This is a genomic window from Streptomyces sp. NPDC088747, assembly GCF_044751025.1.
Lineage (GTDB): Bacteria > Actinomycetota > Actinomycetes > Streptomycetales > Streptomycetaceae > Streptomyces.
Genome location: NZ_JBIVKZ010000017.1, coordinates 48,676 through 74,451, shown reverse-complemented (window position 1 = coordinate 74,451; position 25,776 = coordinate 48,676). Strand labels below are relative to the sequence as shown.

At 70.9% G+C, this 25,776-nt stretch carries 18 protein-coding genes and 1 tRNA gene; 11 read left to right on the top strand and 8 right to left on the bottom strand.

Going from position 1 to position 25,776, the window contains the following annotated elements:
- Window positions 1-10 precede the first annotated feature (10 nt).
- From ACIP79_RS32465 to ACIP79_RS32455, 3 genes are read right to left on the bottom strand one after another with little or no spacing between them, the layout of a single operon-like run.
- Window positions 11-1,669 carry an AMP-binding protein gene (locus tag ACIP79_RS32465; RefSeq protein ID WP_401229220.1) on the bottom strand — a complete coding sequence of 553 codons (1,659 nt, stop codon included), beginning with the start codon at window positions 1,667-1,669 and terminating at the stop codon, window positions 11-13.
- A 60-nt stretch (window positions 1,670-1,729) separates the two neighbouring features.
- Window positions 1,730-2,653, bottom strand: coding sequence for an acyl-CoA thioesterase (locus tag ACIP79_RS32460; RefSeq protein WP_401228913.1), 924 nt, complete (start codon window positions 2,651-2,653; stop codon window positions 1,730-1,732).
- Window positions 2,650-3,132 (bottom strand): cupin domain-containing protein, encoded by a 483-nt coding sequence (locus ACIP79_RS32455; protein WP_401228911.1) that lies wholly within the window; start codon window positions 3,130-3,132, stop codon window positions 2,650-2,652. Before ACIP79_RS32455 ends, ACIP79_RS32460 begins: the two co-directional genes overlap by 4 nt.
- Window positions 3,133-3,377: 245 nt before the next feature.
- Here ACIP79_RS32455 and ACIP79_RS32450 point away from each other — a divergent pair, with 245 nt between their 5' ends.
- Window positions 3,378-3,800: a RidA family protein gene (locus tag ACIP79_RS32450; RefSeq protein ID WP_401228909.1), complete on the top strand. Its 423-nt coding sequence runs from the start codon at window positions 3,378-3,380 to the stop codon at window positions 3,798-3,800.
- A gap of 87 nt (window positions 3,801-3,887) precedes the next feature.
- Here the strand turns inward: ACIP79_RS32450 and ACIP79_RS32445 are convergent, their stop codons facing one another.
- The gene (locus tag ACIP79_RS32445) at window positions 3,888-4,742 is read right to left on the bottom strand and encodes a PaaX family transcriptional regulator C-terminal domain-containing protein (RefSeq protein WP_401228907.1); all 855 of its coding nucleotides are present in this window, start codon (window positions 4,740-4,742) and stop codon (window positions 3,888-3,890) included.
- Between the two features lie 231 nt (window positions 4,743-4,973).
- On the opposite strand from ACIP79_RS32445, the gene ACIP79_RS32440 reads away from it, so the two are divergent.
- Window positions 4,974-6,353, top strand: coding sequence for an SWIM zinc finger family protein (locus tag ACIP79_RS32440; protein WP_401228905.1), 1,380 nt, complete (start codon window positions 4,974-4,976; stop codon window positions 6,351-6,353).
- Window positions 6,350-9,007, top strand: a complete 2,658-nt coding sequence (locus tag ACIP79_RS32435; protein ID WP_401228903.1) for a DUF6493 family protein — start codon at window positions 6,350-6,352, stop codon at window positions 9,005-9,007. Before ACIP79_RS32440 ends, ACIP79_RS32435 begins: the two co-directional genes overlap by 4 nt.
- Before the next feature lie 670 nt (window positions 9,008-9,677).
- Here the strand turns inward: ACIP79_RS32435 and ACIP79_RS32430 are convergent.
- A complete protein-coding gene (locus ACIP79_RS32430) occupies window positions 9,678-10,508 on the bottom strand; it encodes a DUF429 domain-containing protein (protein WP_401228901.1) in 831 nt (276 codons plus the stop codon).
- Between the two features lie 732 nt (window positions 10,509-11,240).
- Here ACIP79_RS32430 and ACIP79_RS32425 point away from each other — a divergent pair.
- From ACIP79_RS32425 to ACIP79_RS32400, 6 genes are all read left to right on the top strand, one after another.
- A complete protein-coding gene (locus ACIP79_RS32425; protein ID WP_383686992.1) occupies window positions 11,241-12,428 on the top strand; it encodes an ATP-binding protein in 1,188 nt (395 codons plus the stop codon).
- A complete protein-coding gene (locus ACIP79_RS32420; protein WP_399208877.1) occupies window positions 12,425-12,832 on the top strand; it encodes a roadblock/LC7 domain-containing protein in 408 nt (135 codons plus the stop codon). The genes ACIP79_RS32425 and ACIP79_RS32420 overlap by 4 nt, the downstream gene beginning before the upstream one ends.
- On the top strand, window positions 12,829-13,206 hold the full coding sequence (locus ACIP79_RS32415) for a DUF742 domain-containing protein (RefSeq protein ID WP_401228899.1): 378 nt from the start codon (window positions 12,829-12,831) through the stop codon (window positions 13,204-13,206). The genes ACIP79_RS32420 and ACIP79_RS32415 overlap by 4 nt, the downstream gene beginning before the upstream one ends.
- Window positions 13,181-13,774 carry an ATP/GTP-binding protein gene (locus ACIP79_RS32410; protein ID WP_383686983.1) on the top strand — a complete coding sequence of 198 codons (594 nt, stop codon included), beginning with the start codon at window positions 13,181-13,183 and terminating at the stop codon, window positions 13,772-13,774. Before ACIP79_RS32415 ends, ACIP79_RS32410 begins: the two co-directional genes overlap by 26 nt.
- Window positions 13,775-13,782: 8 nt before the next feature.
- Window positions 13,783-15,132: a cytochrome P450 gene (locus ACIP79_RS32405; protein ID WP_401228897.1), complete on the top strand. Its 1,350-nt coding sequence runs from the start codon at window positions 13,783-13,785 to the stop codon at window positions 15,130-15,132.
- A 220-nt stretch (window positions 15,133-15,352) separates the two neighbouring features.
- The gene (locus tag ACIP79_RS32400) at window positions 15,353-16,618 is read left to right on the top strand and encodes a tryptophan dimethylallyltransferase family protein (RefSeq protein ID WP_401228896.1); all 1,266 of its coding nucleotides are present in this window, start codon (window positions 15,353-15,355) and stop codon (window positions 16,616-16,618) included.
- A 113-nt stretch (window positions 16,619-16,731) separates the two neighbouring features.
- Here ACIP79_RS32400 and ACIP79_RS32395 read toward each other — a convergent pair whose 3' ends face one another.
- Complete coding sequence (locus ACIP79_RS32395) at window positions 16,732-18,042, bottom strand: flavin-containing monooxygenase (RefSeq protein ID WP_401228895.1); 1,311 nt, start codon at window positions 18,040-18,042, stop codon at window positions 16,732-16,734.
- 742 nt (window positions 18,043-18,784) lie between these two features.
- Between ACIP79_RS32395 and ACIP79_RS32390 the strand changes: the two genes are divergently transcribed.
- On the top strand, window positions 18,785-21,454 hold the full coding sequence (locus ACIP79_RS32390; protein ID WP_401228893.1) for a carbohydrate-binding protein: 2,670 nt from the start codon (window positions 18,785-18,787) through the stop codon (window positions 21,452-21,454).
- A gap of 2 nt (window positions 21,455-21,456) precedes the next feature.
- Entirely contained in the window at window positions 21,457-23,610 is a 2,154-nt protein-coding gene (locus ACIP79_RS32385) for a ThuA domain-containing protein (protein ID WP_401228892.1), read from the top strand.
- Between the two features lie 81 nt (window positions 23,611-23,691).
- Here the strand turns inward: ACIP79_RS32385 and ACIP79_RS32380 are convergent.
- Window positions 23,692-23,776: transfer RNA gene (locus ACIP79_RS32380), tRNA-Leu, on the bottom strand.
- A gap of 214 nt (window positions 23,777-23,990) precedes the next feature.
- The gene (locus ACIP79_RS32375) at window positions 23,991-25,559 is read right to left on the bottom strand and encodes an aldehyde dehydrogenase family protein (protein ID WP_401228890.1); all 1,569 of its coding nucleotides are present in this window, start codon (window positions 25,557-25,559) and stop codon (window positions 23,991-23,993) included.
- Window positions 25,560-25,776 lie beyond the last annotated feature (217 nt).

Here is a 25,776-nt window from a genome sequence, read left to right as displayed (position 1 = left end):
GTTGTTCCTCTCACTGCTCACCGGCGGACGCGGCGGTCTGCTCGGCCTCGACGATCTCGCGGAGTGCGAAACGCTGGAGCTTGCCGCTCGTGTTGCGCGGCAGGGAGTCGCGGAACCGCACGTCACGTGGGTACTTGTAGGGAGCCAGGACCGCCTTGACGTGGTCCTGGATCTCCTTGGCCTTGGCCAGGTCGCCCGCCACCCCGTCGCGGAGCACGACGAAGGCGCACACCACGGAACCGCGCTCGGCGTCGGGTCTGCCGACGACGGCGGACTCCAGCACGTCGGGATGGGTGTCGACGGCGGCCTCCACCTCGGGCCCGCCGATGTTGTAGCCCGAGGAGACGATCATGCTGTCGCTGCGCGCCCGGTAGAAGAAGTAGCCGTCCTCGTCGCGGTGGAAGACGTCGCCGGTGACGTTCCAGCCGTTCACGACGTAGTCGCTCTGCCGTTCGCCGCCGAGGTAGCGGCAGCCGACCGGACCGATGACGCCGAGCAACCCCGGTTCACCGGGGCCCAGTTCGGTGCCGTCGGGGCCGAGGACGGTCGCGCGGTACCCCGGCACCGGTTTCCCGGTGGCGCCGGGCCTGATGTCGTCACCGGCCGCGGAGATGAAGATGTGCAGCAGTTCGGTGGCGCCGATGCCGTCGATGACCCTGAGTCCGATGCCGTCGCGCAGCCGCTCCCAGGTGACCTCGGAGATGTGTTCGCCGGCGGACACCCCGGCGCGCAGCCCGGCCAGCCGCTGCTCCTGGCCTTCTCGCACGATCGCCCGGTACGCGGTGGGCGCCGTCGCGAGCACGGTGACGCCCTCCCGCTCGACCACGTCCGCGAGTTGTGGCGGGGTGGCGGACTCGGTCAGCAGGGCGCAGGCACCGGCCCGCAGCGGGAAGACGATCAGCATGCCGAGGCCGAAGGTGAAGGCGAAGGGCGCGGTGCAGGCGACGAGGTCGTCGGGGACGAGCCTCAGGGTGTGCCGGCCGAAGGTGTTGTCGATGGACAGGATGTCGCGGTGGAAGTGCATGGTGATCTTGGGGGTCCCGGTGCTGCCGGACGTCGGTCCGAGGAGGGCGACGTCGTCCGCGGCGGTCCGTACGTCCGTGAAGTCACCGGACTTGACCGCGGCGCGCACCACGAGATCCTCCGGACCGGTGCCGCCGTACTCCACCACCTTCAGCGACGGCAGGACGGTGTCCCGGACGGTGTGGGCCTCCTCGGTGAACCGGTGGTCCACCAGCGCTATCGAGGGCAGGGTCCGCTCGACGACCGGGGCGATCTCACGGGCCCGCAGCGCTGCCATGGTGGTCACCACGACTCCGCCGGCCTTGAGTACACCCAGCCAACACGCCACCGCCCAGGGGTTGTTGGGCGCGCGCAGCATGACCCGCTGCCCCGGGACCAGGGCCAGGTCCTCGGTCAGCACCTGGGCGACCTGGTTGGCGCGCGTGCGCAGTCGGCCGTACGTCCACATCTCGCCCGCCGGGGTGCGCAGTGCCGGTCGGTCGGCCCCGTGGACCGAGATCGGGACGTCGAGGAGTTCGGTGGCGGCGTTGAGCCGGTCCGGGTAGTGGAGTTCGGGCGTGGAGAACTCGATGGTCGGCCACAGACTCGCGGGCGGCAGGTGGTCGCGGGCGAAGGTGTCCTGGTGCGCCGAGGTCGAAAGGGACAACGGAGTCGAAGGAGACAACGGAGGGGTCCTTCCGGGAGCCCGCCGGGGGAGGGCGGCGGGTCAGGCGGTGCGGATCATGCCCTCCTGGACCACGGTGGCCAGGTGACGGTGGTCGCGCGTGAAGAAGCGGCCCGTGCCCAGACCGCGGCCCGCGTCCGCGGCCGCCGCTTCCTGGACGTAGAGGAGCCAGTCGTCCACCGGTCCCGGACGGTGGAACCACATGGCGTGGTCGAGGCTGGCGGTGACGAGTCCGGGTGCGGCCCAGGGCAGGCCGAGCACCCGCAGGACGGGTTCGAGGATCGTGTAGTCGCACACGTACGCGAGGGCGGCGAGGTCGCGCTGCGCGTCGGTCAGTCCCTCGACGGGCCGCAGCGGGTCGAAGGGCTTCAGCCACACCGCCTGGTGCGGCACCCGCTTGCCCTCGACGGTGAGGTAGACGGGGCCGGGCACATGGCGCATGTCGAAGCCGCGACCGCCCGACCAGTAGGCCTTCGACCCGGCGGTCATCGTGCCGCCGTCGCGCTCCGCGAGGTACGCCGCCGAGTCGGGCAGGTCATCGGGGCCGGCGACGATCTCGGTGAGCGGCGTCTCGAACGTCCCGCCGGGCTCGCCCGCGGCGAAGTTGGCCAGGCAGACGTAGAGCGGTCTGCCGTTCTGGTAGCCGCGTACCTGCCGGGTGCTGTAGCCCCGGCCGTCGCGCAGCACCTCCACCTCGTACCGCACGCTCGCCCCGATGTCGGCGGGCCGCAGGAAGTAACTGTGCGTCGAGTGGAGTGTCTTGCCGTCGGTCACCGAGCGCATCGCCGCGGCCAGGGCGGCGGCGACCAGGTCGCCGCCGTACGCCTTGGGCCACGGGCACGGCTGGGTGACGGCGGTGAAGGCGAGATCGAAGTGCTCGGGCTCGGCGGGCGTCAGCGTGACGGCGGCGGTGAAGACGGCCGAGGTCGGGGAGGTGCCGGTCACCCCGGGGGCCCCTGTCCTCATCGGTCGAGCCAGTCGCGCAGGTCGGTGTCGGCGACGTCGGGGAGGTTCACGACGATGTTCTCCGGGGTCCTGGTCGTCATCCACGTCAGCGGTTTCGTGCGCGAGAGGTTGCACTCGACGTGCGGCATGAAGGGCGGTACGAAGACCCAGTCGCCCTCCGCCATGTCGACGTAGTCCTCGAACTTCTCGCCGAAGTAGATGCGCGCCCGGCCCGACAGGACGTAGCCGCCGGTCTCGGCCTCGCCGTGGTGATGGGTGACCGAGCGGTAGCCGGGGTCGTTACTGACCTTGCCGAACCAGAGCCTCGTCGCCGGGGTGTGCTGGATGCTCACGCCGGAGATCCGGACGGCCCCGCCCGAGTCCGCGGTGCCGCCGTCCTCCGCGCCGCCGCGTGTCACGACGGGGGCGACGAGACCGCTGGCCAGTCGGTACATCGAGTTGTCGCCTTCGAGGCGGTACTTGCTGAGGTCGGGCTCCACGGGTCGGCTCCGTTTCGGTGGTCGCGGGACGGGCCGCGGTGGCGCCGGCATCGGTACCACCGAGGGGTGCCACCGAATGGGCGGGGCCGAACACGCCATGTCTCGTATTTTTCACCGTCGTCAATTATTGTCAATACGAACCGCCGGACGGATCGGATGCCGGTCGGATTCCGGTCCGGATCCGCTCTGGATTCCGCTCTGGATTCCGGAGCGACGTCCGGTCGAACTCCCTGGAGGCCCGCCGCATGACGTCACCCGTCGCCGTGAACCCCGCGTCCCTCGCCGCACCACGCGGCTACTCGCACGGAACCCTCGCGGGGAACACGCTCCACCTCGGCGGCCAGACCGCCCTGGACGCGGACATGAGGATCGTGCCGGGCGGCATCGTGGAGCAGTTCCGCCAGGCGTTCGGGAACGTGCTGACCACGCTGCGCGAGGTGGGGGGCGAGCCCGCGGACCTGGTCAGCGTGACCATCTACCTCACCGACATCCCCGACTACCAGGCCCACGGCAAGGAGATCGGCGAGGTCTGGCGCGAACTCGCCGGCCCCGTCTACCCGGCCATGGCCGGAATCGGGTGCACGGCCCTGTGGCAGCCCGAGGCCCTCATCGAGATTCTCGGCGTGGCGGTGATCCCCGAGGAGCGGCTCCGGGCGCCGCGGGGGTGACGGGTGACGGCTGCCCCCGGTAGGCGGGGCACGGGTGGGTGTGTGGGGGGCTCGGGCGAGCCGTGGGGCGCGGGCGAGCCGGTCCGGCTATCGCGCCCCGTGGATGACCGCCACGGCGTGCTCGCGCGCCGGACCGCCGAGGGACGAGTCCAGTTCCTGGAACATCGCGCCCGCCCGCACGCCGTGCCACCGCGGCGGCAGCAGTGACAGCGGGAGCCCCGGGTCCCGGTAGGGGAGCCGCCGCCACTGGGTGAGCATCGGGACGTACGTCCTGAACGCCTCCAGCGGAGTCGTCCCGTCCGCAGCGATCCGGTCAAGGACAGGGCCGTAGCGTCGCAGGAAGTCCGTGTACAGCGTGGTGAGTTCGTCCAGGTCCCACCACACGCGGACCTTCGACCGCAGGTCACCGAAGGCGAAGTGGTCGCCGGTGAAGATGTCCACGTACGCGGTCAGCCCGCGGCGTTCAAGGGTCCGCCGGGTCTCCTCCGCCAGGTTCCCAGGCGCCACCCACACGCCGGGCGCGGCGGTGCCGAAGCCCAGCCGGGTCAGGCTCGTCCGCAGCGCGTGCCGCTTCTCGCGCTCGGACTCCGGCACCGAGAACACGACCACGAGCCAGCCGTCCTCCGCGACCGCTCGGGCCCGCTCGAAGATGCGTACATCGCCCTCGGCGAGCACTTCCAGGGTTGGATCGGCGAGGGAGTAGCCCGCCGCGTTCGCGTGGCGCTCGCTGCGCAGTACCCCGCGACGCTTCAGCCGGGACACCGCGGACCGTACGGCCTGTTCCTCCGCGCCGAGGTCCGCCATGAGCCGCACCACCGACGCGACGGAGAGCCAGTTGTGCTCGCCGCGCGCGTACAGACCGAAGACCGTGACGATCAACTGGCCGAGGCGGGTGTCGCCACCGCCGGCGGCGACAGAGGACGCCTGAAGATCCGCTGTCATGCCGAGCACCCTAGCCATCACCCACCGCGGCCGGACACGCCACGGGCACGCCCCAGGCACGCCACGGGCACGTCACGGGCAGGCCACGCGGACGTCAGGGGCAGGCCACGCGGACCTCAGGGGCACCTCCGGGGCCACTCCCCCGTACGGTCCGGCCGTCCAAGTCGGCCCCGCAGTACACCACTTGAGGGTCTCGGTCGCCCTGTCACCGCCCGCCCGTACGGTGTCCACGTGACCTCACACATACAGTCCTACGCTTACTTACGTCCGTCGGCGGTGCACGATCCCACGACCGGGCGGCGCGTCCTCGCGCTGGAGACCTCCGGTGGTGCCACTCCGTTCGGCGAGGCGGCCAATCCCCGCTTCTTCAACGGTTTTCTGACGGCGCCGGTCGCCGCGGCGGCGGCACTGCTCGCGGTCGCCGACGTGGCGGCCACCCGCTACTACCAGCCCGCCGCGCCGGCCTCGCTCGACCCGGTGGTGACGGCCGACGGCGACCGGCTGCGGATGGAGTCCTTCTCCGGCTGCTGCGGCGTCTACGCGCGCCTCGACGTGCTCGCGCCTGGTCTCGACGGCGACGACGTCGGCCACGGCACGACCAACGTCGACATCAACTCCCCCCTCAGACGGGCGCTCGCCACGCTCGGCGGCCTCGATCCGCTGCGACTGGCGGTCGGGCCGGACGAGTTGGAGGTCACCACGTTCGACGGCCGGTTCGTGGAGAAGCGGGTACCACTGCCGGAGCGCTGGTTGCGCGGCTTCGCCGAGGCCCAGGTGCTCGCGGCGGGTTTCGTCCCGCGTGCCGAGGTGCCGGCGGCGGAGGCCGCCGCCTTCCTGCGCACGCTGCCACGGCCCACCCGTCAGTCGAGTGCCCGTACGACGCGCTGGGTGGTGCCGACGGGTCGCGCCCTGCGTCCGGCGAGCAGGCCGGTGCCGGGTGCCGTGTGTCTGCCGGGACCCGAGCGGCTGTTGGCGCTCCAGCAGGTGCTGCGGCACGCCACGACCCTGCGGGTGTACAGCCCGGCCGACGCGGAGCGACAGCCGGCGGCCGTCGCGTGGGAGGTCGAACTGCCGGACATGCGCCTGACGTTGATGCTCTCCCAGGACGCCTCGCGCGGGTTCTCCGGCGAGGGCGGGGTCCTCTTCGACCTGGCCACCGGCTCGGCGGCGGACGACGCGGACCTGGTCTCGGCGCTGCTGGCCTGGGAGCCGAGGATCGACGTGCCCGAGCTGTCCCGGCAGGCCGGGCTGGCTCCCGAGCGGGTGCGCGCCGCCCTCACGGTGCTGGGGACGTCCGGGCAGATCGGCTACGACCTCGCGGAGGAGACGTACTTCCACCGGCACCTGCCCTTCTCCTCGGGCGCCGCGGAGGCACGCAATCCCCGACTGCGCGGAGCCAGGGCGCTGGTCGCCGGCGGGGCGGTCCGGCTGGACGGAGCGCTGGCCTCGGTCGGCGAGGGTGATCACGCCCATGTGGTCCGTGCCGACGACGCGGGACAGCTCAGTTGCACCTGCCTGTGGTGGGCGAAGTACCGAGGAGGACGCGGGCCTTGCAAGCATGTGCTCGCGGTGCGCATGGTCCGGGACGCGGCGACGGAGGCGGCACGATGAGACTGGTCGAACTGGTGAAGGCCGGCGACGCCGCCGAAGTGGTGCGAGGGCTGGCGTCCCTGACGCCGGATCAGCGAGCAGAACAGATAGGCGAGTTGGACGCGTACCGCACCTCGGTGACGGACTGGCGCGGGGTCACACCGGAGCAGCACGCCGCCCGGTTCGCCGCCGAACTCGGTTGCCGGGCAACCCCCGAGGCCGCGGCGGCGTGGCTCGTGGACCATCCGTTCATCGCGCTCGGCACCTGGACGGTGGACGTCATGGACCTGCATCCCGCCGCCTGGCGAGAGGAGCTGGCGGGGCTGCTCGGCGCTCAGGCGACGGCCTCGTACCAGGTGTTCACGATCGCCGAGCACCTCGTCCGTGACACCGGGAGGCCGGTGCCGGCCTCCGACGAGTTCGTGTTCGCCTGGCTTCTCAACCGCTCCAACAACCATGCTCGTCCGCCCCGGTTTCTGGGTGGCGCACCGGGCTCCGACCTTCTTGAGCGGCTGCGCGCCGACGACTTCACTCCGGCCCTCCTCCCCTTGGCACTGGCACGACCGGGACGTCTGGTCCTGGGCAGGAAGGAGACGCTGGAAGCGCTCGTCGGCCTCACCGCCGAAGACGCGGCCGAGCGAGCACAGTTGGTCCACGGCATCTTCGCGGCCCTGATCAGCGATCCCCCGTGGGAGAACCACGCCGCGGAGGCCTTGAGGACGCTGGCCCTCACACCGGCCGAACACGCCGCGACGGCCGGTGAGCGCGCCGAACTGGTCGAGCCGCTTCTGGAGCGCCTGCTCCAGGACGGCACGCGCATGGAGACGGCGCCGTCCCTCGCCTACCTGGGCGCCCTGGCCTCCTCCCCGGCCGAGAGCGCGCTCGCGGTCAGGGACCATCTGGCGCTGCTCGACCGGTCGTTGCCGGTGGCCGCCCACGCCCAGGAGGTCCTGTTCGGCGTGGACGGGGCGGGGCTGCTGGAACCGGACGCGCGCACCGAGATGTGCGAGCGGGTGCTGCTCCGTCCGGAGAAGAAGCTGGTCCGCGCCCAACTCACCTGGCTCGACCGCGCGATCCGGCGGGATCCGTCACGCGCGGGCCGGGCCCTGGTCGACGTGGCCACGGCCTTCGGCCACCGGGACATGGCGTTGCAGGAGCGCGCCCTCGCCGTCGTCGCCCGGCATCTCAAGACCGCCGACGACTCGGTGCTGCCCGAACTGCGGGCCGCCGCCGAACGACTCAGTCCCGGACTCGCCGCGCGCGCGGCCGAGTCGCTCGGCGCCCCGCGGAAGACCGACGACGAGCCGTACGCGGACGTACTGCCCGCCGTGCCCGAGCCCGACCCGGTGCTCGGCCCCATCGCGACGGCCGCCGAAGTCGCCCAGGAGGTCGCCGCCGTCGTCGCGAACGACTGGGACGTGGTGGCGTTCGAGCGGGCCCTGGACGGCCTGGTCCGGCACTCGCACCTCGACCGGACCGCGCTGGCCCAGGCGTTGCGGCCGGTCATGCGCAGGGGCCCGAGGGAGAGTTCCGACTGGGTGCAGGCCGACCTCTACGACGTGGCGGGCGTGGTGCGCGGGGACGAGCCGAGGCGACGGGCCGTCCTGATGCGCCGGGCCGTCCAGGTCCACCCGAGCCGCAGACACTCGCTGGCCGGATCGATGCTCGCGGCCCGGCTGACGGAGGCGATGGACGTCATCGAGTCCGGCTCACAGCCGTTCCTGCTGGCCGTGCCGACGCTCAGCACCGGCGTCCTGGACGCGGCCGTGCTGGTGGACCGGGTCGCGGCACTCGACGCGCTCGGGATCACCCCCGCGCCGGTCGACCTGGCACAGGCGCTGCTGCGGGTCAACGCGACAGCGGACCGGCAGGTCCTGTCGGCTGCCGAGGCGCTCCCCTCCGAGACCGGACAGCGGCTGGCACGCTGGCTGCGCGCGGGCGGTCTCCCGCACCAGGAGTCGGAGCCGGCGGGCTGGCCCCACCGCAAGCCGCCGAAGCCCGCGTCGCAGGGTTGGTGGACCCCCGTAAGCCCCGGAGTCGTCACCGATCCCCCGCTGCCGCCCGCCGCCGCCGCGCTGGTCGGCCCGTACGACGGCAACAACGGCCTGGGCACCCCGATCGCCCCCTTCTGGGTCGCTCAACTGCCGCACCACCGCGAGGAGATGATGGCGCGCGACTACTTCGAATCGCGCATGTCCCAGCGCGGGTGGCCCCGTGTCCTGCCGTTCGTCGCCGAGTCCGGCGGCCCGGCGGGCTACTCGGTGCACCTGGCGGTCGCGTTCGGGTTGATCTGGCAACTGGACACCGACGCGGTGGTGGACGCCCTGCTCGTACTCGCCGCACGAGGGCAGTTGGACACCGGGCTGCTCGGACGCCAGTTGGAGGCACTGCTGAACCACGGCTGGCCCCACGTCGGCCCGGCGAGCGACTCCCTGCGCGCCGCGGCGGAGACCGGCGCCCACGCCACCGTGTGGTCCGTACTCGAAGCCGCCCTGCCCGGCCTGCTGCGCGACACCTCCCTCCGGGGCACGGCCCAACTGCTCGCCCTCGCCGTCGAATGCGCCTCCCGCTGCGCGGCCAAGGGAGAGATACCCGAGGTCACGGCGGTGGCCGCGCGCGGCGGATCGAGCCAGACCGTGAAGAACGCCAAGCTGCTTCGCGACACGCTGGCTTGAGCCGGGACCACCCCGAGAGCCCCGTCCCGTCCTCCAGCAGCCGAGACCGGCGCCTCCGAGCCCTAGCAGCAGGCCCTCGAACGGCGACGGCCCACCCGCCCGGAGGTGCCGGTACTCCGCCGAGCGGCGCCGGTACTTCCGTCGGGCGGTGTCAGTACCCCGCCGGTGGTGCCGGTACGTCCGCCGAGCGGCGGCGGGTTCGCCCGTGTGCGAGGGCGGGTCCGCCGCCGCCCGATGAGCCGGCGTGCTTCCGCGCGGTGCCTTCGGCACGGAGTGCTTTTCGTGGGGCCGACGTCCGGCGGTCGGCCACGACCGCCAGGACGGGCCCGTCGCCGCTCGGCGCGAACGGGCTGGCCGCAGGCCGCAGGCCGCAGGCCGCAGGCGGCAGGCGGCTGATCGTGACAGCGGGCTCGACCGGTCCGGGACCACCCGCTCCGAGTACTCAGCGGCGCTCGGGACCGTACCGGCGCCACTCGGCGGAGTTCTGGCGCCACTCGGCGAAGCACCCACGCCGCCCGGCGAAGTACCGGCACCACCCTGCCGGTACCGGCCCCACCCGCCAGGCGGGCCGTCGCCGGCCGAGGGTCGGCTGCGGTCGCTCCGGGGCAGGCCCGCGACCGCCGAGAGCCGGGGACCGCCGCCGGGCGCGGCTTGGCGGCGGTCCCGCCCGCTAGAAGCAGGGCCGCCGCTGCTCGGGGCGGGCGGGCGCGATGATCGTGGCGGCGTGTCCGGCCGGGGCGGGGGTGTTCGCTCCGAGGACCTGGCAGCGTTCGAGTCCGTGCTGCGACCACAGCGCGGCCGTCCACGCGCAGAGCAGGGCGTCCAGGAGATCTTCCCGGTGTTTGTAGTCGGCGGCGCCCTGCGGTGACGGCTCGGCGAGGAGTCGGCGGGAGACCGCGTGCGACGCGAGTTGAAGGGGCGGGTCCGCAGTGGCCAGGCCCGCCATCCGTTCGATCAGCCGGTCGCACTCCCGGGACCGGACCGCCCGCCACTGGGCCGTCGGCACCCGCACCGGCCGCCGCTTGTACGTGGGCCGTTCCTGGTCGTAGCCCAGCTCGTGGGCCCCGACGAGGGTCGTGTACGGGTAGCACTCGGACATGGCACGCCCGCCCGTCGGCGGCCCGCCCCTGCCGTCGTCGTAAACCCAGCCGGACTCTTCCAGCGCTTTCCGCAAAAGCACACCGGCAAGGCGCGGGGAGTTCTGATTGGTGCTGTTCGCACTCACCTTCCAACGGCCGTATCTCTGACCGACCTCACGCTCACACGAACGCTGGCCGGCCGGATTGTCCACGATCAGCGGGGCGTCGACAAATAACAGCGCCGATCCGGCGACAGCCGTCCTGGTAATCCAGGCCGTCGTCTCCTCGATTCCCCGGGTCCAGCCGCAATCGACCACCACACCGTGACGATCGATGGCTGCCACACCGGTCTCGTTGAGCTTCGGACGAGTTCCGCTGTGCGCCCAGGCGAGGTCGACGCCGATGAACCGCTCTGTCTCCATGCATCGGTAATACCAGAGGGATTCACCGCGCGACACCGCAAGTTCCACACATTCTCACCCGGACCACCCCCTGGGATTCCCCTGTGGGATTGCCGAGAATGCCACCTCGCCGCCCGGCTCCCCCGAGCCGGCCGCACTCGCCCGAACTCCCGCCCACGCGCCCCCGGTCGACACCCGGGGCGGCCGACGCCACGCGGACCCCGAAGGTGTCACGCCCGTCACGTTGATCAATAAGCCACATCTCACCACGTACGGCCACGTCCTGGACACTTCACACTCCCCCGGCGACGGCTGCGACCTCGGGGAATCGACCGGAGCCGAACACCGGGCCGGGTTACCGGCGTTCGAGGAGCGGCGACCGACGACGAAGGTCCGGGCACCCGCAAAGGCGCAGAACGGCGGGGCGCTCCGGGCCCGAGCCCCGGACGGGCGGGCACCGGACCGGAGCCGAATTCAGATCGACAAATTGACACCCTCACCGGCAACCGGCACCCCACCGAGAGGCGGGCCCCGGCGCGCCGCCAACCTCCTCCACAATTGGGGCTATTGACGGTCAGTCATGTGTTCGTACGGTGATACGATCTCCGCACTTGCGGAGCAGGCAGATGGGTGCAAAACGACATCTCCGACTACGGGGACAGTCCGGGCGGTAACTCCGACGCCGGCCGTCCACCGGCTCACCGCATTGACGGAAATTCAGCAGCTGGCCGTCAGTCGCCTGAAGAGAGTCTTATGACGCATTACATAGAGGACCCGTTTTTCTGGGCTCTCCTTCTCGTCACCCTTGCCGCGGTCGCCCTCATCGTTGTTCAACGCAAGGCGGCACGGAATTCACGGCGCGAGATGGAAGAGCTCAGGGCTCGGCACTCCGAGCGAGAGAGAGATTACTCGCAATCCATTCTGGATTCCCAGGAGCAAGCGCAGGAGCAGGCTCAGGAAGAAATCAAGACAGTCCTCAAGTCCGCCATGCGGACACTCCAGGTAACCGCCGCCGAGCAGCAGAAGATCATTTCTGAGCTCCAGGAGAAGTACGGCGACTCCGTCATCCTCCAGGATCTCCTGGAGATCGACCACACGAACTCACAGTTCGGGCGTCGCGCGCAGTCCATCGCCGTACTGTGCGGCGGCTGGCTGGGCAACCGGCGTGAGGTCGCCTCGGTTTATGACGTGGTCCGCAGCGCCCAGGGCAGGATTCGCCACTTCCGGCGGGTGGAGATTCTTTCGCAGGTCGACTTCGGCGTCACCAGCCGGGCCGTCGAACCCGTGGCACTCGCCCTCGCGGAACTGCTCGACAACGCCACGAGTTACTCCAGCCCGGACTCCGTCGTCGAGATCAACATTCGTACCGTCCCCAAGGGGGTCTGCATCGTCGTCGACGACGCCGGCGTCGGTATGAACGACGAGGAGCGGGCCAAGGCCGCGAGGCTCCTCTCGACCGCGCGGGCCTCCGGTGTCTCGGGGCTCGGCAACCCGCCGCAGTTCGGCTTCGCCGTGATGGGCGTGCTCAGCGAGCGCTTCGGTTTCGAGGTGTCCGTGGACTCCTCGTCGCCCTACGGAGGTGTGCGGTCGATCCTCCTCCTGCCGCACGACCTGCTCGCCGAGATCCCGGCGCCGAAGGTGCAGGCACCTGCCGCACCCGTCGCCTCGGTGCCGGGTCCGATCGGATCCGAACCCGCCGCCCTGACCACGTCCTCGACCGACGACGGCCTGCCGAGGCGACGCCGCAAGCGGCCGATGGCCGTCGTGCCGGGAACTTCACCACAGGCTCCCGGCACCCCGACCCGTTCCAGCGCGGAAAGGGCGGCGGTCTTCGGAGCCTTCCAACGGGGCACGACGTCCGGTCGAGTCGCCGATCCGGACACAGCGGATCAGACGAGCGGCACACGTGGTGCAAGCAGCGAAGGGCATGAGGTCTCGTGAACGACGATCTTGATCTGGCATGGATGCTCGACGGCGCCCTGGAGATACCCGGGGCCGTGCACGCGGTCCTGATCTCCGCCGACGGCCTGTTGATGACCCGGACGAAGGATCTCGACAGGGACGACGCCGACCGGGTCGCCGCCGCGATGAGCAGCATGCAGTCGTTGAGCCGCGCGCTCGCGTTCTTCTGCGCGGATCCCCAGCAGCAGTGGCGGCAGACACTCGTCGAGTTCGACGGCGGCTGGGTGTTCCTGATATCCGCCGGACCCGGCGCCTATCTCGCGGTGTCGGCCACCCCCGACGTCGACATGGCGGACATCACCTTCCGCATGCAGCAGCTCGTCGGCCAGTTGGGCAAGGCGCTGACGACACCGCCCCGGGCGAACCTCGGCGCGCCGTCATGACGGGGCCGGACGAAGAGGAGTTCGAGGCAGGGGAGCTGGTACGGCCCTACGTCGTCACCAAAGGCCGCGGTCTGCCCGACGATTCGAAGCTCTCGCTGATCACCCTGGTCACGGCGGCTGCCGACCACCAGCAGCGGCCCACGCGGCTCTCTCCCGAGGAGCAGCGGCTGCTGGACCTCTCGGCCGCCGGATACCTCTCGGTCGCCGAGATCGCGGGGCACACCCAGTTACCTCTGGGAGTCGTACGGATCGTCCTCTCCGCCCTCATCGAGGGCGGCTATCTCATCGCCCGGCCGCCCGTGGAACGCGCCGCCCTCGCCGACCAGCAGATCCTTCAGGAGGTGCTGAATGGTCTCCGTTCAAGGTTTGGATGAAGACGCCTACGTCCGTGGCGGAGCTACGCAGACCGCGGTGAAAATCCTGGTCGTCGGACACTTCGCGGTGGGCAAGACCACCTTCATCGGGTCGATATCGGAGATCGTTCCGCTGTCCACCGAGGAGACGATGACGCGGGCCGCGGAGACGGTCGACGACCTCAAGGGGGTCCAGGGCAAGACCACCACCACGGTCGCCATGGACTTCGGCCGCCTCACCATCAGCGACCGCGTCGTCCTCTATCTGTTCGGGACGCCCGGCCAGCAGCGTTTCGTGCAGATGTGGGAGGACATGGCCCGGGGCGCGCTGGGCGCACTGGTGCTGGTCGACCCCGAGCGGCTCGCGGACTCCTTCCCCGTCATCGACCTGATCGAGCAGTACGGCCTCGACTACGCCATCGCCGTGAACCACTTCGCGGGTGTGCAGGCCCGTGACGAACGGGCGCTGCGCGAGGCACTTGACCTCCTTGACGACACCCCCGTCGTCACCTGCGACGCGCGGGACGAGAAATCGTCGGCTGAAGCACTGATCACTCTCGTCCGCCACTTGCAGGAACGTGCACATTAGGAGCAGAGATGGACGCTCAATCCGCAGCACCCGTGCCCCCGCCCGGGTGCCCGGCCCACAACTCCGGCGGCCGAGTGCCGCTGTACGGGCCGGAGTTCGCGGCCGATCCCCAGGCGTACTACGAGTTCATGCGCCACTACGGACCGACCGCGCCTGTGGAGCTCGCGCCGGGGGTGGAGGCGACGCTGGTCACCGACTACTCGGCGGCACTTCAGTTGTTGCAGGACTCCAGCTCGTTCAGGAAGGACGCTCGCCGCTGGCGGGACTTCAACGAAGGCAGGGTCGGGCCGGACAGCCCGGTCTTCCCGCTGCTGGCGTACCGCCCCAACTGCATGTTCAGTGACGGTGCCGAGCACCTGCGGCTGCGCCAGGCGGTCACCGACAGCATGGCGCGCGTGGACTCCCGCCGGCTGGCGCGGAGCACCGGGCAGATCTCGGACTACCTCATCTCCCAGTTCAGCGCCCGTGGTTCGGCCGACCTGGTCAGCGACTACGCCAAGCAGTTGCCGCTGTTCGTGTTCAACGAACTCTTCGGCTGCCCGGCGGAGGTCGGTGACCGGGTCCTCTTCGGCATCTCCGGCATGTTCGACGGTGTCAACGCCGAGAAGGCGACCGGCGTGCTCTTCCAGGCCGTCGGTGAACTGGTGGCGCTCAAGCGGGCCAGGCCCGGAGACGACGTCACCTCGTGGCTGATGGCGCACGAGGCCAGGCTGACCGACGAGGAGATGGTCCACCAGCTGGCGCTGCTCCTGGGCGCGGGGGCCGAACCGCTGCGGAACCTCATCGGCAACACGCTGCACCGGCTGCTCACCCAGGACAAGTACGCCATCGCCGGCGGTCTGATCGGTGAGGCCCTGGAGGACACGCTGTGGGAGAACCCGCCCATGTCGAACTACGCGCCGCACTACCCGGCGTCCGACATGGAGTTCGCCGGCGGCAAGCTCGCGGCGGGTGACCTGGTGATGGTGAGCTTCGCCGCCGCCAACACCGGTCCGGCGCTCACCGCCTCGCGTCAGGCGGGCAGCAGCCGTGCCCACCTGGCGTGGAGCGCGGGTCCGCACGCGTGCCCGTCCAAGGACCCGGCGATGCACATCACCGTCACGGCCATCGAGAACCTGCTCAACAGGCTGCCCGATGCCCAGCTCGCCGTCCCGGAGGACAGCCTGACCTGGCGTCCGGGCCCCTTCAACCGGGCGCTGGCCACGCTGCCCACCCGGTTCACCCCCGTCCAGCCGGCCCGGCAGGCGAACCCGCAGGCCCGGCCCGCGGCGCCGGTGCGCGACGAGCAGGCTGGTGCGGCGCGCAAGCCCGAGAGCGGCGGCAAGTGGAGCCAGTTCCTGTCCTGGCTGACGAGGTGATGCACACAACACCCGACAACTCCCCCTAACTGCATGACGGTTCAACTGCACGGGTAGTGACCAACGCGGCAGTTGTGTTGTCAGAAGACATAGGGGGTGTCGTGTACCACATACCCACCAGCTCCGCGAGTACGACCCAACGGCATAGAAAGCAAGGCAAGATACCCGCCCCCGCAGGCGGGTATCTTCTTGTGCGCCCCGGCGCACTCCGGAGCGAACGGTGAGCGCCTCCCGGCCGCCCGGCGAGCGGAGCGGCTCGATCGCACCGGCTCTCGGCGCCTTCACGGCGGGGCAGTTGGTGCGCCTGTGCGACGTCGTGGGGCTCTCGGCCTCCGACGCGGAGATCTACGCGCGTGTACTCATCGACACGCTGGGCCCCCTGGCCGAGCGTCCACTGGACCTGCCGCCGCCCTCCGACAGTTTCCTCTCCGACGATCACACGCCGGTGGAGTTCTCCCTGTCCTTCCTCCCGGGAGCGGCCCCGACGCTGCGGCTGCTCCTCGAACCGGGGTGCGGTGTCGGCGGTCTGCCGCAGGACGGCCGTGCGGGGCTGCGCGTCGTCCGCGAACTGGCGCGGCGCTGGGACTTCTCCACCGGCCAACTCGACCGGTTGGAGGACCTGTTCTTCCCGACCTCGACGCAAGGCCCCGCCACCGGGGGCCCCTTTACCGAGGACTCCTTCACCGAAGGCCCCTTCACCGCAGACTCCTTCACCGAAGGCCCCTTCACTGAGGCCCCCTTCACCGAGGGCACTTCGGCGGCGGGTTCCTTCGACCTGTGGTGCGCGCTGGAGCTGCGCCCCGGCGGCGTACCCAGGATGAAGGTGTACCTGAACCCCGCGGCGTCAGGGCAGGAACGTTCCGCCGACACGGTGCGGGAGGCGTTGCGTCGGCTCGGCCACCGGGAGGCGTTCGAGAGCCTGCCGCGGGCGGACGGCTACCCGTTCCTCGCCCTGGACCTGGGCGACTGGGACACCCCACGGGTGAAGGTGTACCTCAGGCACGACGACCTGTCGGCTGCCGAGGCCTGCCGGTTGCCCCGTATGAGCCCGGGTCCCGGCGCCGCGGAGATCCTGGAGTTCTTCGGCACGGCGGCGGGCAGCCTCAGGTCGGGTGAGGGACAGGACGCACGGCTCGGCGGCCGGCCCGGCCTGTCCTGCCACGCCTTCACCGAGTCGGCGACAGGGCTGCCGAGCGGCTTCACCCTCCACATCCCGGTCAGGGACTATGTCCGGCACGACGGGGAGGCCCTCGCCCGAGCGGTGACCGTGCTGAGCCGCCACGGGATGAACCCCGCCCCGCTGCTCGGATCACTGGCCGCCGTCACCTCGCGCCTGCCGCGGGACGGCGTGGGGCTGATCGCATACCTCGCCCTCACCCACCAGCACGGCCGGCCGCCTCGGGTGACCGCGTACATCTCCTCCGAGGCCTACTCCGTCCGGCCGCCGGTCGCCCGGCTGCCCCAGCAGGTCGAGACGGTGCACTGAGACAACGGGTGCGCTGAGGCACCGCACGACCAGCGAAGCTCCTGCCGGACGGGCCCTGTCGAACAGGGCCCGTCCGGCAGGAGCTTCGTCCACTCGACCACCGGGCTGTCCGGCTACGCGGCGTACGGGTTCTCCTCGTCGTCGCGCAGCTCCTGGAGGTACGGCACCACGTCGACCTGGATGGAGGAACCCTCTCCGGTCCCGTAACGGTCGACGACACCGCGCAGGTAGCCGCCGATCTCCTTGCGCATGACCTCGGGCGACGGCAGGCCGGCGTCGCCGTCGACGATCCGCGCGACCCAGCGTGCCTGGGCTTCGACGAGTCGGGTGATGGCTCCGACGGGACGGACCAGGCCGATGAAGTGCAGGCCCGGGTGATCGGGCGAGACCACTCTCTTGTAGAGCTCGACCGACCCGTCCGGGCCCGCGGGCCAGCCGGACGGGAGGAAAGGGAAGGCCATCCGGTACCCGGTGCAGTAGACGATCGCGTCAGCCTCCTCGACGCTCTCGTCGGTGAAGACGACCCTCCGCCGGTCCAGGGAGTCGATCGCCGGTCGGGGGATCACCGCGCCATGGCGTATCCGGCTGAGGATCTCGTCCGAGATGGTCACGGCCGAGGCGAAGATGCGGTGGTCGGGCTCGGGGAGCCCGTAGTCCGCCAGCCTCCCCCGTGCGACGTGCAGCGACCGTTCGACGAAGGCGCGCTGTTCGGACAGCGACATCCGGGTCCACCATGGGGCGTTGGCGATCTCGTCGAGCGACAGGCCGAAGAGCTGCTTGGGGACGATGTGAAGTCCCCGCCGGACCGACAGGACCGTCCGGGCGGCGTGCCGGGAGAGGTCCGCCGCGATGTCCACCGCCGACGCGCCGAGCCCCACGACGACCACGCGTTGCCCACGGAAGTCACTGCCGTCGCGGTAGTCGATAGCGTGCAGAATCGTTCCGGCAAATGACTGCGCACCGGCGGGCAGCGGGTTCGGGAGGACCGGTTCCGTGTTGTGCCCCGAGGCGACGACCACGTGCTCGAACCGTCGGGTCGTCGTGACCCCTTCCGCGTCCCGGCTGACGACCGTCCACCCGCCGTCGGGGTCCGGGCGTACGGACTCCACCTCGGTACGCAGTTCGACGCGGCCCAGTACGTCCGCCCACTCCGCGTACGAACGCAGATACGCGGCGACGTCGCTGTGCCGCGGATAGAGGGGAAAGGAGTCGGGCATCGGGAAACCGGTGTAACCGGTCAACTGCTTGGCCGTGTTGAGATGCAGCGGCAGATACCCCGGCCCTCTCTCCCCCGCCTGCGGCTGACGCCAGATGCCTCCGACGTCCGGCGCCCGCTCAAGGCAGACGAAATCGACGTCTCGGGCCGCAAGAGCGTGCGCGGCCGCCAGACCTGACAAACCAGCACCGATCACACAGACAGTCACGGTTCCCCCCACAGGACACTTCTCTCCCAGCAAGGGACATGACTGCCCAGCCGCCCATAGCTCCACACCGGTGAAAAGCAGCCAGCGGCTGCGGGGGTGTGCTTGCGGGGGTCGGAGCCTGCGGGTATGGCCGTACGACCGGCTGGGAGGGCGGGGGCCCGGCTGGGAGGGCGGGGGTCAGTTGGGAGGGCGCAGGTCGGCCCGGGAGGCGGCCCCCGTCCGCCTACCGACGGGTGAGGGAGTCCGTCGCATGATCACCGCGGGGTTCGTCCGCCCGGCCGACGCGGCCGAACTGGTCCGCACGGGGCGGGAGTCGGACATCGGAGGCTGACGGACCTTGGATGACATCGGACGGAATTTTGACAGGCGCTTGACAAACTAGGCGCGTTTCGCGAGCATGCAAAACATCTGCAGATTGCTGCAAATACCAAAGTGCAGCACGCAATTTCTTCTCGCTTGCCTTCATCTCGCTTGCCTTCATCTCGCATCCCGATCCCGCTACGGCTGATGCACGCGACAAGCGCGGCCTACGCGCGCCTTTGCCTGACAACCCGCACGTCAGGAAGGAACCCCCCATGTCTTGGCGCCCTCGCGCAGGGCTCAGATCGCTCACTGCGCTCGCACTCGTCCTGGCCGGAGCCGCCGTCGCGGCACCCGCGACCACGGCGGCACCGGCGGACCTCCGCCGAACGACTACCAGCAGGTACAACTCGCCTCGGGATCAGCCGAGTTGGGTGAGGCGATGTCACTGACCGTCCTGCCCGACCGGTCCGTCCTGCACACCGCGCGCGACGGCACGATCCGCTACACCGACGCCGCGGGCAACACCAAGCAGGCCGGCAAACTCGACGTCTACACGCACGACGAGGAAGGCCTGCAAGGCATCGCAGCCGACCCCGGATTCGCCTCCAACCGCTATGTGTACGTGTACTACTCGCCCAGGCTAAGTACTCCCGCGGGCGACGCCCCGGCCACCGGAACGGCGGCCGACTTCGCGCCTTGGCAGGGCCACCTGAACCTGTCGCGCTTCACGCTGAAGACCGACGGCACCCTCGACACGGCGAGCGAGAAGGTCGTCCTGGAAGTCCCCAACGACCGCGGCCAGTGCTGCCACGTCGGCGGCGACATCGACTTCGACGCGGCCGGGAACCTCTACCTGACCACGGGCGACGACACCAACCCGTTCGACTCCGCCGGCTACGCGCCGATCGACGAACGCACCGACCGCAACCCGCAGTTCGACGCCCAGCGCAGCTCGGGCAACACCAACGACCTGCGCGGCAAGCTGCTCCGCGTCAAGCCGACCGCGGCGGGCGGCTACACCGTCCCCGCCGGCAACCTGTTCGCACCCGGCACCGCGAACACCCGCCCCGAGATCTACGCGATGGGCTTCCGCAACCCGTTCCGGATGTCCGTCGACCGCGCCACCGGCGTCGTCTACCTCGGCGACTACGGCCCCGACGCGGGCGGCACCGACCCGAACCGCGGTCCCGGCGGCCAGGTCGAGTTCGACCGCGTCACCGGACCCGGCAACTTCGGCTGGCCGTACTGCACCGGCACCAACACCACGGCGGAGACGTACAACGAGTACACCTTCCCGAGCGGCCCCTCCGGCGCCAAGTACGACTGCGCGGGCGGACCGGCCAACAACTCCTTCCGCAACACCGGCCAGGCCAAGCTGCCCCCGGTGAAGCCGAGTTGGATCAAGTACGGGCTGGACGGCTCGCCTCCCGAGTTCGGCGGCGGCTCCGAGTCCCCGATGGGCGGCGAGGTCTACCGCTACGACCCGAACCTGAACTCCTCGGTCAAGTTCCCGCAGTCCCTCGACGGCCGGTACTTCGCCGCCGAGTTCGGCCGCCAGTGGATCAAGGCCATCGAGGTCAGGAGCGACGGTTCGTACGGCACGATCGACGACGTCCCCTGGAACGGGACCCAGGTCATCGACACCGACTTCGGCCCCGACGGCGCGCTGTACGTGCTGGACTACGGGACCGGGAGCGGCAACCAGGCCCTGTACCGCATCGAGTACATCGCGGGCAGCAACCGCAACCCGGTCGCCCAGGTGTCCGCCGACAGGACCTCCGGCGCCCTGCCGCTCGCGGTGCGGTTCTCCTCCCAGGGCAGTTCGGACCCCGAGGGCCAACAGCTCACCTACTCCTGGAACTTCGGCGACGGCTCGACGTCCACCCAGGCCGACCCCAGTCACACGTACACCGCCGCGGGCACCTATCGGCCCACCCTCACCGTCAAGGACCCGCAGGGCCTCACCGGCACGGCGAGCCTGGTCGTGACCGCCGGCAACACCGCGCCGACCGTCACCCTGCAACAGCCCCTCGACGGACAGCTGTTCTCCTTCGGGGACACCGTGCCCTTCCGTATCCAGGTCAGCGACCCCGAGGACGGAACGGTCGACTGCTCCAAGGCGAAGCTCACCTATCTCCTCGGCCACGACAGCCACACCCACGCCATCACCTCGACGACCGGCTGCACCGGCACCCTCAGCATTCCCGCCGACGGCGAACACGACAGCGCCGCCAACCTGTACGGCGTCTTCGACGCGGAGTACACCGACTCCGCCGGTCTGACCACGCACTCCGTGCGCACCCTGCAACCCCGGCACCGCCAGGCGGAGCACTTCTCCGCCCAGTCGGGCATCCAGATCGCCGCGCACGGCCCGGCCGAGGGCGGCAACACCGTCGGCTTCACCGACAGCGGCGACTGGATCTCCTTCAAGCCGTACGCGCTCGCAGGCGCCAACCGCCTCTCCGCCCGGGTCTCCTCCGGGGGCAGCGGCGGAACCATCGAGGTCCGCGCGGGGTCCACGACCGGGACGCTGCTCGGCACCGTGACCGTGCCGGTGACCGGCGGCTGGGAGACGTTCACGGACGTCTCGGCCGCACTGTCCTCGGTCCCGTCCACCAGCACCGAACTCTTCCTCGTCTTCCGCGGCCCCACCGGCCAGGGAAACCTCTTCGACCTCGACGCCTTCACCTTCAGCGGCGGCAGCCCCACCAACACCACATGGGAAGGGGAGTCCTACACCTCCTCGGCCGGTGTGCAGGCCGCCGCACACGCGCCGGCCAGCGGCGGACAGACGCTCGGCTACATCGAGAACGGCGACTGGGCCGGGTACGCCTCCGTGCCCACCGCGGGCGCCACCGCCTTCTCCGCCAAGGTCTCCTCGGCGGGCGCGGGCGGCACCGTCCAGATCCGCTCCGGCTCACAGACCGGCCCGGTACTCGGCTCGGTGACGGTGCCGGTGACCGGCGGCTGGGAAACCTTTGCCACCGTCACCACCACGCTCAACGGCACCGGATCCGGGCCGCTGTTCCTCACCTTCACCGGCGGCGCCGGGAACCTCTTCGACATCGACACCTTCACGCTCGGCGCCTCGGCGCGAAAGGGGCGCTGACCATGACCACCCTGACGCGGCGACTGCGCCGCGGCCCGGCGATCCTCGCCATGGCACTGACCTGCGCGTTCCTGACCCCCCTCGGGCACGCCCAGGCGACCGCCGACCGGCAGGCAGCCGCCTTCGACATCCTGGTGTTCTCCAAGACCGCCGGATTCCGGCACGACGCGATCCCGGCCGGCATCGGCGCCCTGCGAACCCTGGGCGGCCAGAACGACTTCACCGTGACCGCCACCGAGGACGCCGCCGCCTTCACCACCACCAACCTGTCCGGCTACGAGGCCGTGGTCTTCCTCAACACCACCGGCGACGTCCTCGGCCCGGCGCAGCAGACCGCCTTCCAGACCTACGTCGACTCCGGCGGCGGCTACCTCGGCGTACACGCGGCAGCCGACACCGAGTACGACTGGCCCTACTACGGCCAACTCGTGGGCGCCTACTTCCAGAGGCACCCCGCGATCCAGCAGGCCACGGTCAGGAACGAGAACCGCGCCCACCCGGCGACCGCCCACCTGGGCCCCACCTGGACACGCACCGACGAGTGGTACGACTACCGCGCGAATCCGCGCGCCGGCGTCCGCGTCCTGCAATCCCTGGACGAGACGACGTACAGCGGCGGCGGAATGGGCTCCGACCATCCCATCACCTGGTGCCACAGCCAGGGCGCGGGCCGTTCCTTCTACACCGGGCTCGGCCACACGACCGAGTCCTACAGCGACCCGGCCTTCCGTTCCCTGCTGCTCGGCGCCGTGCGCTACACGGCCGGTCAGACCTCGGCGGACTGCTCCGCGGCGCCCAGCACCGGCGCGCCGGTCGAGGCCGAGTCGTTCACGTCCAACTCCGGTGTACAGGCGGCCGGTCACGCGCCTGCCAGTGGTGGCCAGACCCTGGGCCACATCGACAACGGCGACTGGGCCGGATACGCCGGAGTCTCGACCGCCGGGGCCAGGACCTTCACGGCGAAGGTCTCCTCGGCGGGCGCGGGCGGCACCGTCGAGATCCGCTCCGGCTCGGCCACCGGCACCCTGCTCGGCTCCGTGAGAGTGCCGGTCACCGGTGGCTGGGAGACCTTCACGACGGTCTCCACGGCACTGACCGCCACCGCCTCGGGCCCGCTGTTCCTGAGATTCACCGGCGGGAGCGGCGCCCTGTTCGACATCGACACCTTCACCCTCGGCACCGAGACCGCCGCCGACGGCCTGTCCCCGAACGTGCACCTCTTCTACTACCCGTGGTACGGCAGCCCGGCCGTCAACGGCGGCTGGCGGCACTGGCAGCAGGGCGGCCACACACCGCCCGAGGACGTCGGCGCCGACCTCTACCCGGCGCTCGGTCCCTACGACTCCGGCGACTACGCGGGCGCGGTGGCCCAGCACATGAAGTGGGTCGCCCGGTCCGGCGCCGGTGTCATCGTCTACAGCTGGTGGGGCCGGGGCGGTTACGAGGACGGGCTCGCCCGGGGTGTCCTCGACGCGGCGCAGAAGGAGGGCGTCAAGGTCGCCTGGCACCTGGAGCCGTACGCCGGCCGCACCGCGGCCTCGACCGTCGCCGACATCCAGTACATCAACTCCACCTACGGCGGCCATCCCGCCTTCTACCGCTCCGCCGAGCACGGCGACAAGGGCGCGTTCTACGTCTTCGAGAGCCTGAACATCACCGACTGGGCCCCGCTCGACCAGGTCACGGGCAGCAGCATCGTGCTCGCCCAGACCACCGACACCAGCAAGATCGCCCACTTCTCGGGCCTGTACACCTACGACGGCATCGCGGGCGCGACCGCTCCCGGCTGGAAGCAGGCAGGCGACTACGCCCGCGCCAACGACCTGATCTGGGCCCCGTCCGTCGCTCCCGGCTACGTCGACGACCGGGCGGTGCCGGGCAACACGACACCCACCCTGGAACGGGCCGACGGAGCCGCGTACGACAGACAGTGGTCCAACGCCCTCGACCCCGCGATCGGCGGCTCACCCGCCTGGGTGTCCGTCACGTCCTTCAACGAGTGGCACGAAGGGAGCTCCATCGAACCGGCCGACCCCACCCCGCCCACGGGCCACGGCTACCGAACGTACGACGGCGCCTACGGCCTGACCGGCGAAGCAGCACAGACGGCCTACCTGGACCGCACGGCGTACTGGGCGAACCGCTTTACCGACTGACGGCCACAAACACGGATGGTGCCGACCGGGACCCGGTCGGCACCATCCGTGTTCACGAAGAGTGACTGTGTGCTGCTTTTGTGTCCGAGGGGGGACTTGAACCCCCACGCCCGATAAAGGGCACTAGCACCTCAAGCTAGCGCGTCTGCCATTCCGCCACCCGGACCAGGTGTCTGCCGCCTGGACGGGGGTGTTCCCCGCGGCGACATGGACAACAATACCAAGGTTTCGGAGTGCCTTTCACCTGCATATCCGGGCTGCCAGGGCGGATGCGGGGGTGCCGTCGGGGGTGCCCTCCGGGATCGCCATGGGTGACCCGGTGGCTACCCCGGGCGGGCGGCCGGCGTCCGGTTCGTGGACGCCGGCCGCCCGCCCTCACCTCACGGCATGAGGTGGTAGTCGGGGAAGTTGCCCGGCAGCCGCTCCCCCTCCGGCCCCTGGGTCACCGCGCGCACCAGCAGTTCGCCGCCCACGAACGCGCCGCGCCAGGACGCGCCGAAACCGCCGAACAGCTCGTCGCGGTCGCCGCGGGAGCGGGGCTTGCCGTGGCCGACCTTGAACGCGCGGATCTGCGGTGCGAGACGCTCGTACGTCGACCTGTCGTCGGTGGACAGCGTGGCGACCAGCGCGCCGTTGGACGCGTTCATCGCGGCGAGCAGCTCGGCCTCGGTGTCGACCAGGACGATCGTGTCGACCGGGCCGAAGGGCTCCGCGTGGTGCAGCGGGGAGGACGGGGGCGGGTTGAGGATCGTGACCGGGTGGACGTACGCCGAGGTGTCCTGGCCGGGCAGGAAACGCGCGTCGGAGAGGTTGCCGCGGTGCAGCGGGACGGCGCCCCGGTCGATGGCCTCGGCGACCTGGTCGTGGAGTTCCTTGGCCTTGGCCGCGTTGATCACGGGGCCGAAGTCGAGGGAGGGGTAGGGGTCGTCGGGGTGTTCGACGGCGAGCGGGTGGCCGATGCGCAGGGTGCGGACCGCCGGGAGGTAGGCCGCGAGGAACTCGTCGAACAGGGCGCGCTGGACGACGAAGCGCGGGTAGGCGGTGCAGCGCTGCTTGCCGTAGTCGAAGAGCTTGGGGATGACGGCGGTCAGCGCGTCCCAGTCCGTGTGGTTCCAGATGCCCCAGGTGTTCAGCCCCTCCTGTTCCAGTACGTGCCGCTTGCCGAGGTCGGCGACGGCGGTGGCCACCGCGGCGCCCGTGTCACGGCCGCCGACGAAGGAGACGCAGCCGATCTCGGGCGAGCGGACGAGGGCCTCGGACAGCTCCCCTCCGCTGCCGCTGACGAGGGTGACGGGTATCCCTTCGCGCGCGGCGAGCGCACTGGCCAGGGTGAGGCAGGCGACGCCGCCGTCGGTCGGGGTCTTGGCGATGACCGCGTTGCCGGCCAGTGCCTGTACCAGCATCGCGTGAACGAGCACGCTCATCGGGTAGTTCCAGCTCGCGATGTTGGACACGGGCCCGTCGAGCGCGGTCCGGCCCTCCACCATGGGCTCGATGCCGTCGACATACCAGCGCACGCCGTCGATGGCACGGTCCACGTCGGCCTGGGCGAGCCGCCAGGGCTTGCCGATCTCCCAGACCAGCAGGAGCGCGAGCAGTTCGCGGTGCTCGGTCAGCGCGTCGAGGGTCGCCGCGACGCGGGCTCGGCGCTCGGCCAGGGGGACGTGGCGCCAGGCTCGGTGCTGGTCGAGCGAGGCGCGTACGGCCTGCTGGGCGGTGGCGGCGTCCAGCCGCGGCGGACCCGCGATGGGGCTGCCGTCGACGGGGCTGGTGGCGGGCAGCGCCCGGCCGTCCGCGTGCCAGGCGGAGCCCCAGAGGTTGAGGACCCGGTCGTCCTGGAACGCCTCGGGCGCCACCTGGAGGCAGCGCCGCCAGGCGTCGGCCCAGGAGGTCCCGGCCTTCAGGACGAGGTTGGTGTTGTCGAGGGTGGTGTCGAAAGTGGTGGTCATTCGGTGTCTCCGCTCTCGGTGCACAGTCGGGGGCGGGGGGCCCGCCTCCGCCGGACGGCGGAAGGCTCGGGCCCGCGCGAGCAGGTGTCGCGTAGGTACGGAGGGGGCGGGGTGGCCCGTGGGTCCGTGAAGGCAGCGGCGGGTTGTGGCCGCCGTGTCCGTAGGGAGCGGCGTGGTGGCCGCCGTGTCCATGAGCAGCGGCAGGGTGGCCGCCGTG

What these genes read in the sequence shown, in the direction of transcription:
- ACIP79_RS32460 (WP_401228913.1), bottom strand. Translation starts at nt 2,653, where the DNA reads ATGAGGACAGGGGCCCCCGGGGTGACCGGCACCTCCCCGACCTCGGCC.
- ACIP79_RS32430 (WP_401228901.1), bottom strand. Translation starts at nt 10,508, where the DNA reads ATGGAGACAGAGCGGTTCATCGGCGTCGACCTCGCCTGGGCGCACAGC.
- ACIP79_RS32390 (WP_401228893.1), top strand. Translation starts at nt 18,785, where the DNA reads ATGTCACTGACCGTCCTGCCCGACCGGTCCGTCCTGCACACCGCGCGC.
- ACIP79_RS32435 (WP_401228903.1), top strand. Translation starts at nt 6,350, where the DNA reads ATGAGACTGGTCGAACTGGTGAAGGCCGGCGACGCCGCCGAAGTGGTG.
- ACIP79_RS32405 (WP_401228897.1), top strand. Translation starts at nt 13,783, where the DNA reads ATGGACGCTCAATCCGCAGCACCCGTGCCCCCGCCCGGGTGCCCGGCC.
- ACIP79_RS32450 (WP_401228909.1), top strand. Translation starts at nt 3,378, where the DNA reads ATGACGTCACCCGTCGCCGTGAACCCCGCGTCCCTCGCCGCACCACGC.
- ACIP79_RS32415 (WP_401228899.1), top strand. Translation starts at nt 12,829, where the DNA reads ATGACGGGGCCGGACGAAGAGGAGTTCGAGGCAGGGGAGCTGGTACGG.
- ACIP79_RS32410 (WP_383686983.1), top strand. Translation starts at nt 13,181, where the DNA reads ATGGTCTCCGTTCAAGGTTTGGATGAAGACGCCTACGTCCGTGGCGGA.
- ACIP79_RS32385 (WP_401228892.1), top strand. Translation starts at nt 21,457, where the DNA reads ATGACCACCCTGACGCGGCGACTGCGCCGCGGCCCGGCGATCCTCGCC.
- ACIP79_RS32445 (WP_401228907.1), bottom strand. Translation starts at nt 4,742, where the DNA reads ATGACAGCGGATCTTCAGGCGTCCTCTGTCGCCGCCGGCGGTGGCGAC.
- ACIP79_RS32425 (WP_383686992.1), top strand. Translation starts at nt 11,241, where the DNA reads ATGACGCATTACATAGAGGACCCGTTTTTCTGGGCTCTCCTTCTCGTC.
- ACIP79_RS32375 (WP_401228890.1), bottom strand. Translation starts at nt 25,559, where the DNA reads ATGACCACCACTTTCGACACCACCCTCGACAACACCAACCTCGTCCTG.